We start from the raw sequence: 16,530 nt of genomic DNA, 5'->3' as shown, positions 1-16,530 counted from the left end.
CGCCTTCCATGATCGTTTCACGAAGGCATCATCCCCACAGCCGCAACGCTGGCCAGCGGGCACAGGACAGTAACCCGGCTAGTGAAAAAACACCGCGCCAGCCGATCGCCGGCGACAGCGGGAGATGCTCCGCCATCACTGTCAGACGGGGGTGCAAAATGATCGATCAATTCTTCGCTTCGCTTGACAGGAACCGGTGGTTTCGGAGTTCAGGCGGTCTGCCTGCCACACATCTTTCACCCTCGGCAATACCACTCAGGAACCGCAGCCTGACGCTCAGAGAGCGTGAGGAAATTGCTTTGGAAAAATGCGCCCGAGGTGCTGGAATCCGTGCCATCGCACGTAAGCTGGGACGATCACCGAGCACAATCTCGCGCGAGATCAGGCTGAATTCAGCGACGCGCGGCGGCGACTTCGACTGTCGTGCGATTACTGCATAGTGGCATGCTGATCGAGCGGCTCGACGGCCGAAGGTGGCGAAACTGGCAGCCAATATTGCCCTTCGCGACTAGTACAGGACCGGCTCGACGGCCTCATTGCCACACCCCATGGCATCGCGTTTGATGGACCTGCCGTGGTATGGAAAGGACGACAGGCCGTTCATCGGCAAAGCCGACGCTGGTCCAAAGCCTGGAGTCCAGAACAGATTGCGGGGCGTCTGAGACTTGACTTTCCCCGAGGACATGACGATGCGCATCAGCCACGAAGCCATCTATCAGACGCTTTACATTCGAGGTCGAGGCGCTCTGAAGCGTGAACTATGGCCTGCTTGCGTTCCGGTCGAGCGCTGAGGTTGCCTCGCGAACGGACTCGTAGCCGTGGTAAGTCCTTTCTTGGTGATGCACCGATGATCAGCGACCGTCCCGCGGAGATCGGCGACAGAGCTGCGCCCGGTCACCGGGAAGGTGATCTCATTCTCGGTCTCGGCAGCTCCGCGATCGGCACTCTGGTCGAACGCACGACACGGTTCACAATGCTCCTGCACCTGCCACGCATGGAAGGTCACGGAATCGAAAAATCCGTCAAGAACGGTCCTGCACTCGCTGGACACGGTGCTGGAGCGGTTCGTGATGCGATCGCTGAGACCATCATGGAACTTCCGGCGCATCTACGCCGATCCCTGACCTGGGACCAAGGCACAGAAATGTCGCAGCACGCACAGCTTGGGATTGACACTGGCCTGGATATCTACTTCTGTGACTCTCAAAGCCCCTGGCACCGTGGAAGCAACGAAAACACCGACGGTTTGTTACGTCAGTACTTTCCGAAGGTACAGATTTAAGCCAGCACGGAGCCGATGAGCTTAGTGCTGTGGCGCATGCCCTTAATAGCAGGCCTCGCAAGTCGCTGGGTTATCGCACGCCGGCAGAAGCGCTGGACGGCCTGCTTAAATCGGATATGAGCGAAGGTGTTGCAGCGACCGGTTGAATCTGCCCAATACGCAAGTGAAACCTATCGACGGGCGCTCGATGCCGCGGACCTGCAGGGTTCGATGAGCGCCGTCGGCAACCGATATCACAATGCGCAGGCGGAGAGCTTCATGAAGACCCTGAAAGTGGAGGACCTCTACCCCGCTGGCTACGAAACCTTCGCGGACGTGGCCGAGCGATTGCCCAGGTTCATTGAAGATGTCTACAATGCCAAGCGGCGGCACTCGGCCCATGGCTACAGACCGCCAGCGGAGTTTGAAACCCAACTCGCCCAGCAGGCGGCTTAGTTTGAAGCTCCTCGCTGGTCCAGCCCGAGGGGGTTCACTCCAAAACCGCCTCAGTTCCGCGTGGCAACCAACAGCTATGACCTAAAGGACCATGATCACGCCATTTGAAGGGCCGAAATACACAGCGCTATAAACAAGTGCCGCCGTGGTGCCGGCATCTCGCTCTCTCCTTTCAGAAGGTTGCCCGCATTCCGACATAGAAGGTCCGCGGATCCCCTGGAATATAGCTGATGGGGTTCGATGCACCTGGTACCGAGCTAACCTCCACTCTACTGACCGGCAGCAACGCGCCTATTGTGTCATACTGCGTGTCAAAGACGTTTGAGACGAGCCCAAATAACTCAAAGTGATCGCTAACCTTATAGCGCGCATTGATCGAAAAAACAGCATATGGATCCGACTTTTGTAATTGATTGTTCTCATCATTGAACGCGTAAGTCCCTGCAACCGCTGTAACGATGCCTCCCACGTTCAACCGCTCGTTCAGGGCATAATCAACACTGAAATTCAAAACTTGGTTCGGGATATTCGGCATCTCGGAACCGGGAGGAACGGTGATATTTCGGGACGCGTCAGCCGCAGGGTTTTCTGGACTATAAAACGAGAACTCCTCCTCGAAAGTCGACTTTTGAAGGATATAATCTAATCCGACGTTCCATGGACCGGATTGCAACGCTGCGCCAAGCTGAATGCCTCGCCGCCATGTTTCTCCTACATTGGTGAACATTGGCCGTTCTTCGCGTTGCACGAGCCATAGGTCATTGTCGGCATGCTTGGAGAACAGACGGATATTCCACGAAAGCGTCGCTTCTCCGGATAGTGTATTCTGTCCACGCAGGCCAATTTCGAGATTGTCGTACCGCACTTGGTCCAAAGGTTCATCCGCAATGAAATAGTTGCTGAAAGCACAAGCCGATTCGACGTTGGCGCACATCGTGCCAAAGGGCGTCGGAGCACGATTTTCACGATTCCAACCGGCATAGCCAACCAAATCCGGAGTGACCTTATAGGTCAACCCAAGTGATGGATTGAGGCTTTGGAAGGTTCGATTATCGTTCAAGCTGTAGTCGTAGGAAATGTTTGTGCTTGATCCGTCATACCGTTCGATGTTGGAAAGGTTGTATCGAAGTGTGGCACCCACCGTAAGGCGATCAGTCACTGAAAGCTGGTCGGCCATATAAAGAGAGAAGTATTTGGCCTCTGATTTCACCGAGGTATACTGGTAGGTGTTCTGCCGGTTTGTGAAGCCCAGATCGGTTGTCAACTCCCCCAAAGTTCGAGAAACTGATGCGGAAGTATCCGATGCATCGAATGAGGCGCCGATGACGAAATTGTTCGGACGATCGAACAGCGGGTTTTCGGTCTGCGCCTTGAACGAAACCCCGTAAGCATTCGTTTTATCTTCGAGTTCATTGAAAAATCCATATCGACCCGAAGTCGCATATAGCGGATATCGACTTCCGTTGGTGTCCAAATAGGCACCCGAAACGCCGCAAAGAGTGGAAGGGTCGTCTGCACACGGCAAACCAAGCGCACCTTCGGTTTGCCGTGCCTGACGAGAGGTATATCCGTAATAAGTCTTGCCGCTTAACGTCCACCCATTGTCTGTCTGATGCTCGCCCGAAAGTTCGATTTTACGGGTCTCATCGGACCTGTCGTTTGGCCACAGCCAAGAACTTCCGCGATCATTCGCAAGTAATTCGATGGGAGTGGGCCCACCCGCGGAACTACTGTTTGATTGACTAAAGGTCAGATGCAAACTGGAAGTACCGTCCCGCCAACCTAAATCGCCATATAGCTCCTCGAGATCGCTGTTTGCGTGATCCCGCCATCCCGGATCCTTGATCTTGCTTCCGGCGAGATAGGCTGCAAAGTTGTCGTTCGACTGGCCGATCTGAAGGGTCGAACGATACCGGCCGAAGGAGCCGCCCATCGCACCGATCTCGATACCTTTATGGGTGAAACCATCGGGACTTGGAGGAAGTTTAGCGACATCACTAAACCCGAGCAGAGTTTGTCCAGGCTTCAGATCCCCGACCAACCCTGGTGGCAGTATGAATATGGGACCAACGCCGTTGATCGCCGCTGGACCTGCGAGCGGTGGCCCAGCATCAAAAGTCTGCGGCGAAATTGTCATGCGACGTGGTGGCGGGGGAAGTGCGCCTGTTTGCGGCGGTCCGCCGAAGCCACCAGGACCCTGCGCAGGTGTGCTTTCCTCCGCGGCGAAGTTGGATGGGCACCCATCCGTAGCGGGGGCGCCAGGCTTTTGGGTTTTCGAGCTAGGACAATTCTTGCTTTCGGACAGCGGGACATTGCCCTGCTTTGCTTGGGCAATCCTATCCGTTCTTTTTGATGAGTCCTGAGCACATACGATGTTGCTAATGGCAATTAGCGTCAGCCCGCATGTCCCCACACTTGCAAGGGCACGATTTACTCTGCGCATCGCTGTGTTCTCCTCCCAGCGTGTCTCTTTCGGGATTGTCTTTGAAATACAACCGAACTGATGCTGTAAAACTCGAGAAGCAGCGTTGCTGTCAGCCCCGCTACCAGTCGTTCATGTGCTTCCTGAGCCGATAGATCAGATTTGTCCTTCACCTCAATAAGGGAAACAGGACTGACCTTGGGCTTGCTCCCCGAAACTAAGGAAAATTGTCCGCCGTGACAAAAGAACCTGCTGTCAGCATAAGAATAGCTTCAGGTGGATCGTAATAGACCTGGGTAGTTGTCGTTCCACCTGATTTATTTCACGATAGTTTCGTCCGTGTTCAGCCATTCAAGTGCCGGCGTTCGCAACTGTAGGATGAACCAAACGCGGCTGCGACGACTCAGGATGCCGCAGCCACCTTGCCAGGAAATTCAACCGCCGCCGAATAGGCACAGGTCCGGAAGCACAATCGGTTGGCTTGCCACCCCTGGTCGCCTAGTTGCCTGTTCAACGCACTGAAAGCAGCGTTGGCGATTACCTGAGCTATCTATCAATAGCTTCGCAGAGGCACGTCACCCTGACGACCGTGTCTTCTTGATCGAGGCAAACCTTTCCAGCTCGTTGTGATGACTGACCTTGGGTGGTCGGGTCGGATAGGGGTCTGTCGGGAGGTATCCCAATCCCAGAAGAACCCGGCTTGCCCGCTCTGCGACGAAGTCATATTCCTGGAAGAGATGGCTAGACATGACATCTACGTCGCGACGATAGCGCTGGACCGGATCATCCAACTTGAAGACCGACGACCCCAAGCCCTCGGTGCCCATAAATACCGCCTCTTTGGAGAGTTGCACGATGGTCACGAGATCGAGTTCAGCTTGCCCCGTGAATTCCTCCGTCCAGGTCTCGACCGCTTCGCACTGTTTGATCATCCGCTCGACAAGATCGCGATAGATGAGCCGCGCGGCTCGCACTTTCTGAAATGCCGTCGCCCAGCGTACCCTTACCAGGGGTAGATCCAATCGACGTATATTGAACATCTTCGATTGCGCCATGCGTTCTCGGGCGAGATCTATGCACGCCTCCGCCGAGCCCAGCGAAACAGCCGCCACCATGATCCGAATTGAGCCTAGCGGTGGATACCGCAGGAAAGCCTCCTCGTGGCGAGCCCCTGGATGGAGGTCAGCGGAGTCGAATATTTCGGTATTGATAGCATATTGTTTGGGTATGAACAGGTGATCAACTGTGACCGAGGCACTCGATGTTGCAGCCATGCCAGACATGTGCCAATCGTCATTTACCGTGACACTCGCGTTGTTGAGCGGCACTAGAAACGTGTAAGGAACATCCACGCCATTCTCGTCGACAAAAGCCGTTGCAAAGGTCCAGTCTGAATTCCCTATGCCGGACGCATATCTAAACGTGCCGCTTAGTTGATAACCTCCATCGACCTTTAATGCGTTCCCACCGGGGCTAAGCGGAGCAGAGGCGAGAATGAAGGATCGATCGGCGAACAATTCTTCCTGCGCCTCCCATGGGAGGTGACAAGCCATGTGGCTGTGTTCAATGAGAAAAGAGAGCGCCCAGGCGCTCGATGCGTCGCCATGTGCGAGTATTCGCGCGGTTTCGCATATGGCCCGAGAGCCCAATCCCAATCCACCCCAGCGCTTGGGAACCAACATGTTCCAGAGGTCTTTCGCGTCAGCCATCGTTTGCTCGGGCATACGACGAAGCAATTCGGTCTCGCGTGCTCTTTCCCTAAGTTTCGGAGCGAGGTCCCACGCCTTTGTTAAGATTGCATCGGTTGCTTGCCGAAAGTCCGCACTTTCATTCAGCCGCCAGTCGATCGACCAATCCGCTGTGATACTCATTTGCCCATAGCCTCTGTCAGTTTAGCTCTGGCTTCCGCGGGGCGCAGCATTTCAAGCGGATTACCCGGGAGAACGCCACCAGTCCCGTAAAGGCGGGCACCGGTGCCCAAATCTCCAGCGTCGATCGGTTCGCCGCCGATGCTGGAGATAAACTCGGCCACGACCTTCTTGGCCTGAGCGTCGTCCCCTGAAACATAAAGCGCATTGGCTTCACTTTTGCTTTCCAAGGCTTCAGCAAAGACATGAATCGCATTGTGATTAAAGGCCTTCACTACGCGCGCGCCGGGTAGGTAACCGGCGACAACCATGCTTGATGGAATGCCGCCAATGTCGAAAATTTGCGGTCCGGCCCGGTTATTCGTCGTGTCGACAACGATTTTGCCGTTCCAATCTTTGATGGTCGAGACGGCATCCTTGGTCTTACCCCACGGCGTCGCAAGAATGACCAGATCGGCTGCTTTGATTGCATCACTGACATTGGCAGCCGAAACCTTAGGGCCAAGATCTTGAGCGAGATCTAAGAGCGTATCTGGTCCCCGAGAATTTGACAGAATCACTTCATGGCCAGCAGCGGATGCCAGCCGAGCAATAGCCTGTCCCATTCGTCCGGCTCCGATTAAGGCGATTTGCACCATTTTCTCCTCCCAAGTGTTGCCTGTTATTCCGCGTGACGGAATATAGTTCCATAGTATGGCGCAGGCCCTCATCGGTCAAGTGGGGTATTTCTGATAATTTCCGATGTGTTCTTGCTCCCGATAACACGGTAGACGAAGCAAAGAGTAGTTGCGTGTTGTCGGGGACGGGACCTAGGTTCTTCACGACCCAATGACGGGGAGGCAGCCCGCGAAGACTGTGCGGTGCTTGTCTGGCTTTTCATAGGCTTATCGGGGCGAGCTCTCTGTCGCTTGTTTTCGAAGGCAGCGCTCGTCTTGAGCTGGAATCAACCGCTGGGCACTGTAGTCGCCGCATTCCGCTACACTGATGCTCGGCACAGAGATTGTAATAACGAGGTCGATTTTGGGAATGGGACAGATTTCCCACCAGGGGCGAACCAACTGTGAATGGATCTATTTGTATCACATAAATTGCTCGTTTTGTCGGAGGGTGCCGGGAGCTTAATAGGGGGAATCGAAATCCTAGGCCTCTCTCCCATTACGCGTGCTTACCCTTGACATTGGATCTCATTTGCGAAATCATTCCCTTCGATGAAATAATGTTCCGTTAGATGGAATACGGCGTTTTGTCCATCGTGTCACGACGGCTGGGAGGAGAAAGTCTCGTGGTAGTGTTCTTAGCAAATCCCCGGGCAACGGCCGTAACAGACCGATTTTTCCGGCAGCAAATGATTGTCTTGGTGTTGTGGGCTGAGGAGCCTCTCCGGCTCCGCGAGTCAGGGCTTGTTAATCTCCCATTCAATTGGGCTGAGGGAACATCTGCGCAATTTTTGCGCCGTCTCGCCGCCGCCGCTTCGACTGGAGAAGTATCTAAGGTTGCTCGTGACGCCGCATTGCCACCAATTCGGAGCCGCCTCGCTCTGAGCCGACGGCCTCGGAACTCCGTCACACTCAAGGGCGACTCATTGCATTCACTATAAGCCACTCCAAGATTTCCGAGTAATAATCTGAAAGCGTCGAGGGAGTGGATCTGGCTGTCAGGAGGACAAGTCACCACCGTACCGTTTATTGGACGCTCGTCTAGGGAGGAGATATGCGTTTCCAGGCTATGATGTGCAAAGAGTCCGGCGAGCAGCTGGAGACTCTGGAACTTTTGCCGCTGCGCCCACAAGAAGTGGTTGTCAGGGTCCAAGCAACGAATGTCGGCAGCGCAGATGTGCTGTCGATTGATGCGCCGCCACCCCCCGGAACCGCCGACAAAGTCGCTGATGGAGCTTCATCAGTCCTGCCTACATTGCCGCGGCTTCCGGCTAACATAATCCACGGTCATGCGGCGGTGGGGCTGGTTGAACACGTTGGCTCGGCTGTCGGTGGTGTCAAAGTAGGCGATCGCGTCCTCGTGACGAGTTCCGCTAATTGTGGCCAGTGTCACTTTTGCCGGCGGGGGCGAATGGATCAATGCGCTCAAAATACAATGGTGAGTCCTCCCATCGCATGCTCCGATGCAGGCGGAGAAGTGCACGGCAACTCGTATGTTGGCAGCTTCGCTGAACTGGCCGTCACTCGCGAGACCCAGGTCACGACGATCTTCAGCGATCTGCCACTAGAACAGCTGGCATTGATCAGCAACCCTGTGAGTACTGGAGTAGGCGCTGCCTTGGTCACCGCACCTATCCAGGCGGGAAGCATCGTCGCCGTTATTGGATGCGGACCGGTTGGCCTGTCTTACATCATGGCTGCCCGGCTGGCTGGTGCTTCACGGATCATCGCCGTTGAGCCGTTGGCACAGCGGCGCCAGGCGGCCCTGCGGTGCGGCGCCACGGATATCATTGATCCCCGCGAAACCGATCCTGTTGCCGCGGTGCAGGAATTATCCGGCGATGCCGGAGGCGAGATGCAGGGCCGTGGCGCCGACTACGTCTTCGAAGCGGCGACCGATGCTCGTGCAGTCGAACAAGCTTGGGCAATGGCGCGCTCGGCCGGACATGTCGTGCTCGCGGGCATAGATATCCGCCCCGGCGCGATGGTCAGCTTTCCGGCGGCACCATTTGCCCTCGGTGGTAAAGTGATCCACGTCTGCCAACAAGGCTCCCTCATAATGCGACGTGATCTTCCATGGCTGATACGGCTCGCGGAACGAGGCCAGCTCGATCTCAGCTCGCTTGCCCAGCGCAGCTATGGCCTTGGCGAGACTGGCCAGGCTCTGCGCGATGTATCTAACCGAGCCGTTCTTGGCGCCACTGTGCTGCCAGGCATCTAGTCGCCACTGCTGGCGCATCATTAGGAGAACAAGAGAGATGACCATCCAGACCTTCCCTGAAAAGGAGGCATCAAATCAACTGATCCTGCGGGCCTGCGGTTTGAAGGACCAGATACGCGCCCAAGCCGGCGCAGCTGAACGTCTCGGTCGCTATACCCCTGAACTGCACCAAACTTTCCTGAAATCCGGCTTCTACAATCTCCTTACCCCGACCCGCTATGGTGGGTTGGAGACCGACCTGCGCACATTTGCAAAGATCATGATCGAGATCGGCCGCGGAGACCCCGGTACCGCTTGGTGCCTGTGTTTGGGGCAAGGTCACGCGTTGACCACTGCAACGCACTGGCCAGAACAAGGCCAGCGCGAGGCATTCCACAATGGCAGCGGCTACTTTCGCGCTTCACACGGGGTCAATCCCAGCGGTACAGCGCAGCGCGTTGAAGGCGGCTGGTTGGTCAATGCCCGCTCGCCCTATCAATCCGGTGTTGCTTACGCCACCCATGCCACCGTCACTGTGCGCGCTGTCGACGAGCAGGCTCTCAAAGCGCCGGCCTCCGACGCGCCAGCGCGTGTCGCCGACTTTTCGGCAATGCTCCACGTGCTGATACCCGCCGGCAAGTTCAAAGTCAGTGATGACTGGGGCGCCGATCGGGTATTCGGTATGCGGGCTAGCGGATCCAATTCCGTTATTGTTGAAGATCTTGTCGTCGCCGACCATCAGGTCGCCAGGTTCGGGCCCGATCCGGCTCCGGTGGGGAGCGTTCCGGGTGCGCGTCTACACGATAACCCGATCTACGCCGGCGGTCCCTCCGTGTCCTTTGCTCAACTCGAACTTGTGGTTACCGTCGTCGGTGCTGCACGCGCAGCATTGGACGAATATGAGGCACTGGCCAAGACCAAAGCTCCCTTGACACCGGGGACAAGCGGACTGCGGTTCCAAGATCCGTTTTATCAGCGTGATTTTGGTGCTGCAAAGATGAAAGCTGATGCTGCCGAAGCTATCGTATTGCACACAGCTGAGGCTATGAGCGCCTTGAGCCGCGACGCGGTAACCGGCAGCCGGCAATTTGACGTCAAGGCCGACAATACTTTCGCCGGCATGATTCTCGAAGCCGGAGAGTTGGCGTGTGACGCCGTTGATATCTTGTTCCGCTCGGCCGGGACCTCCGCGTCCATGGCGAATCAGCCCATGCAGCGGTACCTGCGCGACATCGCGATTTACCGCACTCACCGCGGTAGCCAATATAATTCGACCGCTCAGCGTTACGGCGCCGTCGCTCTCGGTGCTTTTCGGAATCCGACATGATTTTTGCCACCAGCTATCGGGCCTGTCTTTCCTGACCGCAGCAGCGTCGGTACCCGTGAAACGACCGGCCGGTTTAATCGGAACGTTCAATGTAGGGCGCTTTGATCCGAGGAGGACGGATCAGGCGGATGCCTACAAAAAGCAACGAAACCAATTTTGGCTCCAGAATGGGGTCGGTCAATCGAGCCCCACGTCCACAATACTCAACCGACAATTCTGACAAAAAGACCAACACAGTCTGTCAAATCCGGAGGAACAACGAAAATGTCGCAAACTTCTACGCTTTCTGCTCTTACTCCGAACATCCCCCCCGCTTCGTTCAGACAATATCTAGCTATAATGCGTACCTATCCCAAGAAGGCATGGACTACGCTGCTGGCAGCGATCGCTGTCGTATTCTTCAGCAGCACCGTTTACCAATCCGCTGTGGCCTTCACCGTGGGGCCAGTTTCAGCGGGGTTCGACTGGCCACTATCGCATGCGGTAGCGGCATTTACGCTTCCGATAATTATCGCGCCTGCACTGCTGTTACCGCTGGGTGGTTATTTGGTCGGGCGCTCCGGGCTTCGCACCGCTGGGGCGATCTTCGGAGTTCTTTACGGGCTGAGCACTGCTGCGGTTGCTGTATTGCCAGGCAACTTCACAGTGATCCTCATCGCACTAACGTTGTCCGTAGGCTGCAGCTTCATCCTTGTTTTCTCCGTTGCTTTCAGAGCGGTAGCCGGGTGGATGCCCGTTCATAGTGGTGCTGCTTTTGCAATCGTTGGTTCCTTGACTAGCCTTGTTAGTGTCTTGTTGCCGCCCATCCTCGCCGAGACAGCCGCCACAATAGGCTGGCGCGCCCTCTTCGTATCGATCGGGCTTTGCTACATAATCGTCGCCCTGCCGATGCAACTGTTCTTTCTGACAACACCGACCAACGATACGCGTGGAACTGCCGTTGGCATTACAACAAACCAAGACGCCAGCGAAATTAATCAGGAGCGCGCCCCCCGAAAGTCAATGTGGGGATTGCTGCGCAGACCAGTTCTCCTTGCGTCGATCCTAATCAACGCGATGTTGCTCGCGCCTACCGTTGTCGTCTTCAACATCGCTGAGTCTCTGCTGAGCGAATCTGGTTACACTATCGGACAAATCTCGCTGTCGTTGTCGGCGGCAAAAGTGGGCTCCGTCATCGGGCTGATCTTCATTGGACCCATGCTGGACCGAGCGGCATCGCCGCGAGTGATCGCTGTCCTATTTGTCAACGTCGTCATCGGATTGGCTATCGTCGCAACAACGCAGAATGTGTTCTGGGCTCTGCTCGTGGCCATGTTCCTGATCGGGATGCCATTCGGCGCGGAACTCATTGTCCCCCCGCTTTTGATGCTCCGCTATTTTGGAAAGGGCCTTTTTGCCCAAGCTCTCGCACTGAACATGGGACTGAGTGCCGTAATCGCAGGGGCCGCTCCCACTCTCGCCCAGATCTTGCGCGAACAATTTGGGAGCGGCACGTTGCTGATAACGCTTATTGCGATGACATTGGCCATAGCTGCCCTCACTTACGCGATGCCGAAATTTCCAATCCTTCCCGAGGGCGCAGACATGCCAGAGGAGCAGGCAGGCAATCGGTATAGAAGCAAATAGCTCGCATGAGCGTGGAAGACATTAACCATACCGATCTCTGTCTCCAGACCGCAACCGCAATGGTTCTTCCGCTCTATCTACGGACGGTCGCCGGCTACCCTTCGTTATGCCGGCGGCAAATTCGGAAAGTCTTTAGCAATGAAAGAAACACGGACGATTGCTTGCTTCGAGACAATGGTGACCCATAGGCGGACGCGCGGACCGCGCGTCCGAAGGAATAGCCTTCGGCAGTTCATGCTGGTCGGTACGCCGAGCTTGGGCCACTACACATCAGAACGCATACTCCCGTGCTCCAAAGTTGCCACACGGCGCTCTCTTAGCCTCGCATAACCGGCAGGAGCATTATGGGCTTTGTCTCACTTGTGCTGGGCACTTGCCCGCGGTTTCGTCGTTCTCACCGACATCGCCAGCGGCGCCGAAGGAAGCAAGTGCCTCATCAATCTCGTCGTTTGCGCTCAAGGCCGTCCCGCACTTTATCCAACACCGTCGCGCACTCCCTAGCGTTTCATTGAGGTACCAGCTATGGCATCCATCCAGCAGAAGATCACACTTACAAGCATCGCGATTTTCGTGTTGGCTGGTGGGGCTACCGGCACCGGTCTTTGGTCTGTTTTAACCTTTGCGAAAAAGGCCGAAGAAATCACGTACTCGTCGAAACTTTTACAGAACCACATGCAGGCTAACATGATGCATAATGCCCTTCGTGGCGATGTTCTCGCATCCCTGTAGGCGTCCGATCCCTCGTCCGGGATTTCGTTGGATGCCGTGAAACAAAATTTCACGGAGCATGCTGCGGCACTTGATCAAATGCTTGCAGAAAACAAAAGGCTCGCCAACGATTCCCAGATGCAAAAAGTGTCGGCTGGCTTCGAGCCCATCTGTTGGTCTTTCTTGATAGCGCCACCCGCCTTGTCGCATTGGCACAAACAGACAAGGCCGAGGCCAAAAAGGCCTTGTCTGACTTCACGAAGCAGTTTTCGGCTCTCGAAACCGCGATGGAAGAGGCAAGCGATCAGATAGATGCGCGTTCTGAGCAGGGCTCGGACTGGGTCAGTATCGACATAATCTTAGATATTCTGCACGGGCTTTTTGGAACGGCAGTCTTGCTGATGGGCCTAATATTCTATCTCTTCCGCAAAACAGTCAGCAGACCCCTTCTTATGTTGGCAAGGGACATGGCGGCCCTAGCAAGCGGGAGAACTGACATTGAGTGTAAAGTGATAGGGCGTAAGGACGAAATCGGCTCGATGGCCGCGGCGGTAGAAGTGTTTCTTCAGGCGGCTATCGCCAACGAGCAGTTGGAAGCAGATGCTGAACTTGCCCGTCGTCAGGCTGAATCCGATCGTCGCGCCGCCCAGGAAAACGCTGAAGCCGATGCAGCTGAGCGGTTGAGAGTGGCTACATCTGGGCTTGCAACTGGACTGAAGCGCTTGTCGGCCGGTGATCTTTCGTGGCAGTTGAATGAAGCGTTCTCCCGCGACTTTGAACCGTTGCGTCACGACTTCAACACGTCGGTCAAACAGCTTAGAGATACGCTACGGGCGATCTCCGATAGTATCTCTACTATTAACAACGGTTCGCGGGAAATCGCTTGCGACGCCAACGATCTTTCTCGCAGGACCGAACAGCAGGCTGCGTCTCTTGAGCAAACAGCCGCGGCGTTGAATGAAATCACCATCAACGTGTCCAATTCGACCAGGAGAACTGTTGATTCGCAATTCGATGCGGCGACCGCCAACGAAGACGCTTCCCGTTCCTCGAAGGTCGTCGCGCAGGCCGAAGATGCGATGCAGAGAATTGAAAATTCCTCTGTTCAGATTTCTTACATCATCGGCGTCATCGACGAGATTGCCTTCCAGACGAATCTTCTTGCGCTTAACGCAGGCGTCGAGGCGGCTCGTGCTGGCGAAGCAGGAAAAGGCTTTGGTGGCGCAGGAAGTGCGTGAACTGGCCCAACGCTCTGCGACCGCGGCAAAAGAAATCAAGGCACTTATCCATGCATCTACGATGGAGGTCGATACCGGCGTCCAGCTTGTGCGTGAAACTGGAATGGCTTTGAAAGAAATTGCTGCACGGATTGCTGACATCAATCAGCACATGAGCGCCATCGCCACCGCGTCCCGAGAGCAATCAATCGGGCTTGCAGAAGTCAATACCGCTGTCACTTTGCTGGACCAAACTACCCAGCAGAATGCGGCTATGGTAGAGCAATCAACGGCAGCTTCGACAGCGCTCGCTCAAGAAGCGGAAAAATTGCGCGAACTCGTCGGTCAATTCAATCTTGGAGCCACCACAACAGCATCTTCTGCTGTGGTGAAGCGAATAGCTCAGCTTGGCTGCGGCAATTCGGTTGTCGAACTGCGGCCGCAAGCCGTCGAAGGGTCCCTATTAGGAGAAATCCGAGAGAGCGGAATTTCAGAGGAGGTAGCGTCCGCTATATGGAGCTAGTTTCTTCTATCCAGCCACTGGTGTGTCAAAGTTGGATTAGTCCATCGTTCCATGATCGCAATCGAACAGTACAATAGTCATCCGTCGCTGAGACAACGCCCCTGACTACTTGGTACGCTATTCGTTTGGCATGTGGTTCCAAATCGCTCAAGTATCCCTAAGAAGCAAGTGAACCGTCTAGCGCGCAACGCAGGAACGCAGGCAGATCTTGGGCCAGAGGTTCGGGGTCACCGGCGCTCACGCGGTAGGAACTACACACTCAGGCACACGGACTTGATTCTCGAGATAATCCTCAATCCCGTATTTCGAACCTTCACGGCCCAGACCGGATTGCTTGATGCCGCCGAACGGGGCAACCTCGGTCGAGATCAGACCAGTGTTGACGCCGACCATGCCGTATTCGAGAGCTTCGGCAACGCGGAACCTCCGAGCTCAAGGCCGAGCTTCATGATTTCCTCGGCGCCCGGACGCATGAGGGTTTTACCAATGCTCGTCGAACCGGTGAAGGTCAACTTGCGCACCTTGTCGTTCTCGGTGAATTCCTTCCTCAGCGCAGGCGAATCTTTCGAGGTCACGACATTAAAGACGCCTGCCGGCAGGCCGGCGCGTTCTGCGAGAATGGCGAGCGACAGGGCTGAGAGTGGCGTCTCGGATGCCCGCTTCGAAATCATCGCATCCGGCGGCCACCGCCGGCGCAAACTTGCGAGCCAGCATAACGTTGGGGAAGTTCCAGGGCGTGATCGCTGCGACGACGCCAATCGGCTGCTTGATCACCAGGATGCGCTTATTTTGCTGGTGACCTCGGATCGTGTCGCCATAAACGCGTTTTGCCTCCTCGCCGAACCATTCGACATAAGACGCGCCGTATAAGATTTCGCTTTTATGAGTGGCTTCCGGATACGTTGGCGCCGCGAACGTTGAATGCTCGGCATTCATTGGAGCGGGGCGGATCGCCAGTTACCAACTGCCCCTGCTAGTCGAGACGTCCTACCGCCTCAGCGCCGATGTTCGCGAAGATAAAAACACTCTCTAATCTGGCCCACTCAGCCGAGATGCAATCGACGATACTTACCACTAAAATACAGTAGCGGGTCGCGGCGAGGATCGAAGGTTGCTCGCTCTACTTTCCCAACCAGGATAATGTGATCTCCACCGTCATATCTTGCGTGGGTGCTACATTCGATGGATGCCAGCGATTTTGGCAAAATTGGCGCACCGCTCTCTCCGACGCGCCATTCGACGTGAGAAAAGCGGTCGCCCGACTTGCTTGTAAACAGATTCGATGTCGGTTGCTGACCAATATGCAAGACATTGACCGCAAAACTATCGGTCTGCTCAAACGTGACAAGGTTGCTGGAACTTTTTGCTATACAAACCAATAGCAACGGCGGATCAAGGGACACCGACGTAAAGGAATTTGCCGTAAGGCCAATCGGTGTCGAGTCGGAGCGAAGTGCTGTGATGATCGTAATGCCGGTGGCAAAACAACCCATCGCGTTTCGGAGTGTTCGCGAATCAGATCCGGCAATATAGTCGGGCGGAGTGCGAGGGTCCTTCTGTTCCAAAAAGTTTAGGAGGACCGCGTTAAAGAGATCGAGGCGTTCTGCAGGATTGAGATATTCGGCGGTAGCGATCTCGACGACTTCAAGATTGGGCGCCGTTTGGTGGAAACTTAAGCATACGTCTTCTGCCCTGTCGGCATGACGACTGGCAACAAACATCAGAGGAACTGTTACGTTCGATGCTGCGGCCTCGAGACGAGTTCGCATGTCGCTTACGTCGAAAGTGATTTCGTACGAGGGATCCCAATCGAAGCCTCCATTGCCGGCTTCCTCTTGTGGATCGCGATCAAAATTAGGTGGCGCATCGCAAATCACCAGGCCGGACGCCACCGGCGCCCTGCTTTCCCCCAACGCGGCGCATGCTACCCATCCACCTACCGAGGTCGCAACGATGGTCGGACGCGAGGAAAGCTGGCTGAGAACATATCGCAGTCCTTCGACAAGCTCATCGAACGTCAATCGCCGCGTTCCGGGGCTTTCTATGAACTCGGGACCTCGTAGATCGATAGAGATCACCTGCCTACCTGCAGTGACCAAGGCTCGGGCGACATCCGTCCACGCCTCCTGGGTACGTCCGCCGCCGTGCAGTAGCAGCACGGTCGGGTCATCCGCATCACCTACGGTTTCGCCTTTGATTGTGGCGTTCCCAAACCCTCTGAAGTTCATCGATGTCATAGCGAACCTACCTTTACTTGGACCAACGC

At 55.6% G+C, this 16,530-nt stretch carries 8 protein-coding genes and 3 pseudogenes; 6 read left to right on the top strand and 5 right to left on the bottom strand.

Translation table 11 applies throughout. From position 1 onward, the window contains the following. Positions 1–158 precede the first annotated feature (158 nt). Both IEI95_RS07675 and IEI95_RS07670 read left to right on the top strand, forming a co-directional pair. Positions 159–1,428, top strand: a pseudogene (locus tag IEI95_RS07675) (IS30 family transposase). Further along, positions 1,412–1,717, top strand: coding sequence for an integrase core domain-containing protein (locus tag IEI95_RS07670; RefSeq protein WP_139190133.1), 306 nt, complete (start codon positions 1,412–1,414; stop codon positions 1,715–1,717). Before IEI95_RS07675 ends, IEI95_RS07670 begins: the two are co-directional and overlap by 17 nt. A 172-nt stretch (positions 1,718–1,889) precedes the next feature. Here the strand turns inward: IEI95_RS07670 and IEI95_RS07665 are convergent, their stop codons facing one another. From IEI95_RS07665 to IEI95_RS07655, 3 genes are all read right to left on the bottom strand, one after another. Then, the gene (locus IEI95_RS07665) at positions 1,890–4,160 is read right to left on the bottom strand and encodes a TonB-dependent receptor (protein WP_081356554.1); all 2,271 of its coding nucleotides are present in this window, start codon (positions 4,158–4,160) and stop codon (positions 1,890–1,892) included. A 554-nt stretch (positions 4,161–4,714) separates the two neighbouring features. Beyond that, positions 4,715–6,010, bottom strand: a complete 1,296-nt coding sequence (locus tag IEI95_RS07660) for an acyl-CoA dehydrogenase family protein (protein WP_071205863.1) — start codon at positions 6,008–6,010, stop codon at positions 4,715–4,717. Continuing rightward, positions 6,007–6,645, bottom strand: coding sequence for an NADPH-dependent F420 reductase (locus tag IEI95_RS07655; protein ID WP_071205861.1), 639 nt, complete (start codon positions 6,643–6,645; stop codon positions 6,007–6,009). Before IEI95_RS07655 ends, IEI95_RS07660 begins: the two co-directional genes overlap by 4 nt. 1,072 nt (positions 6,646–7,717) lie before the next feature. On the opposite strand from IEI95_RS07655, the gene IEI95_RS07650 reads away from it, so the two are divergent. From IEI95_RS07650 to IEI95_RS07635, 4 genes and pseudogenes are all read left to right on the top strand, one after another. Then, positions 7,718–8,884: a zinc-binding dehydrogenase gene (locus tag IEI95_RS07650; RefSeq protein WP_081356556.1), complete on the top strand. Its 1,167-nt coding sequence runs from the start codon at positions 7,718–7,720 to the stop codon at positions 8,882–8,884. Between the two features lie 37 nt (positions 8,885–8,921). Beyond that, positions 8,922–10,190: an acyl-CoA dehydrogenase family protein gene (locus IEI95_RS07645; RefSeq protein WP_071205857.1), complete on the top strand. Its 1,269-nt coding sequence runs from the start codon at positions 8,922–8,924 to the stop codon at positions 10,188–10,190. A gap of 264 nt (positions 10,191–10,454) precedes the next feature. Beyond that, positions 10,455–11,816, top strand: coding sequence for an MFS transporter (locus tag IEI95_RS07640; RefSeq protein WP_071205855.1), 1,362 nt, complete (start codon positions 10,455–10,457; stop codon positions 11,814–11,816). A 522-nt stretch (positions 11,817–12,338) separates the two neighbouring features. After that, positions 12,339–14,264, top strand: a pseudogene (locus IEI95_RS07635) (methyl-accepting chemotaxis protein). A 251-nt stretch (positions 14,265–14,515) separates the two neighbouring features. On the opposite strand, the pseudogene IEI95_RS07630 reads toward IEI95_RS07635, so the two are convergent. Next, positions 14,516–15,161 (bottom strand): annotated as a pseudogene (locus IEI95_RS07630) (aldehyde dehydrogenase family protein); the annotation flags it as partial. 146 nt (positions 15,162–15,307) lie between these two features. After that, the gene (locus IEI95_RS07625) at positions 15,308–16,501 is read right to left on the bottom strand and encodes an alpha/beta fold hydrolase (RefSeq protein WP_081356557.1); all 1,194 of its coding nucleotides are present in this window, start codon (positions 16,499–16,501) and stop codon (positions 15,308–15,310) included. Positions 16,502–16,530 lie beyond the last annotated feature (29 nt).

The sequence above is a fragment of the Agrobacterium vitis genome (assembly GCF_014926405.1).
Classification (GTDB): domain Bacteria; phylum Pseudomonadota; class Alphaproteobacteria; order Rhizobiales; family Rhizobiaceae; genus Allorhizobium; species Allorhizobium vitis_H.
The sequence above is the reverse complement of the archived record's forward strand: the minus strand, read 5'-3'. Positions and strand labels throughout refer to the sequence as shown.

What these genes read in the sequence shown, in the direction of transcription:
- IEI95_RS07640 (WP_071205855.1), top strand. Translation starts at nt 10,455, where the DNA reads ATGTCGCAAACTTCTACGCTTTCTGCTCTTACTCCGAACATCCCCCCC.
- IEI95_RS07660 (WP_071205863.1), bottom strand. Translation starts at nt 6,010, where the DNA reads ATGAGTATCACAGCGGATTGGTCGATCGACTGGCGGCTGAATGAAAGT.
- IEI95_RS07665 (WP_081356554.1), bottom strand. Translation starts at nt 4,160, where the DNA reads ATGCGCAGAGTAAATCGTGCCCTTGCAAGTGTGGGGACATGCGGGCTG.
- IEI95_RS07625 (WP_081356557.1), bottom strand. Translation starts at nt 16,501, where the DNA reads ATGACATCGATGAACTTCAGAGGGTTTGGGAACGCCACAATCAAAGGC.
- IEI95_RS07655 (WP_071205861.1), bottom strand. Translation starts at nt 6,645, where the DNA reads ATGGTGCAAATCGCCTTAATCGGAGCCGGACGAATGGGACAGGCTATT.
- IEI95_RS07650 (WP_081356556.1), top strand. Translation starts at nt 7,718, where the DNA reads ATGCGTTTCCAGGCTATGATGTGCAAAGAGTCCGGCGAGCAGCTGGAG.
- IEI95_RS07645 (WP_071205857.1), top strand. Translation starts at nt 8,922, where the DNA reads ATGACCATCCAGACCTTCCCTGAAAAGGAGGCATCAAATCAACTGATC.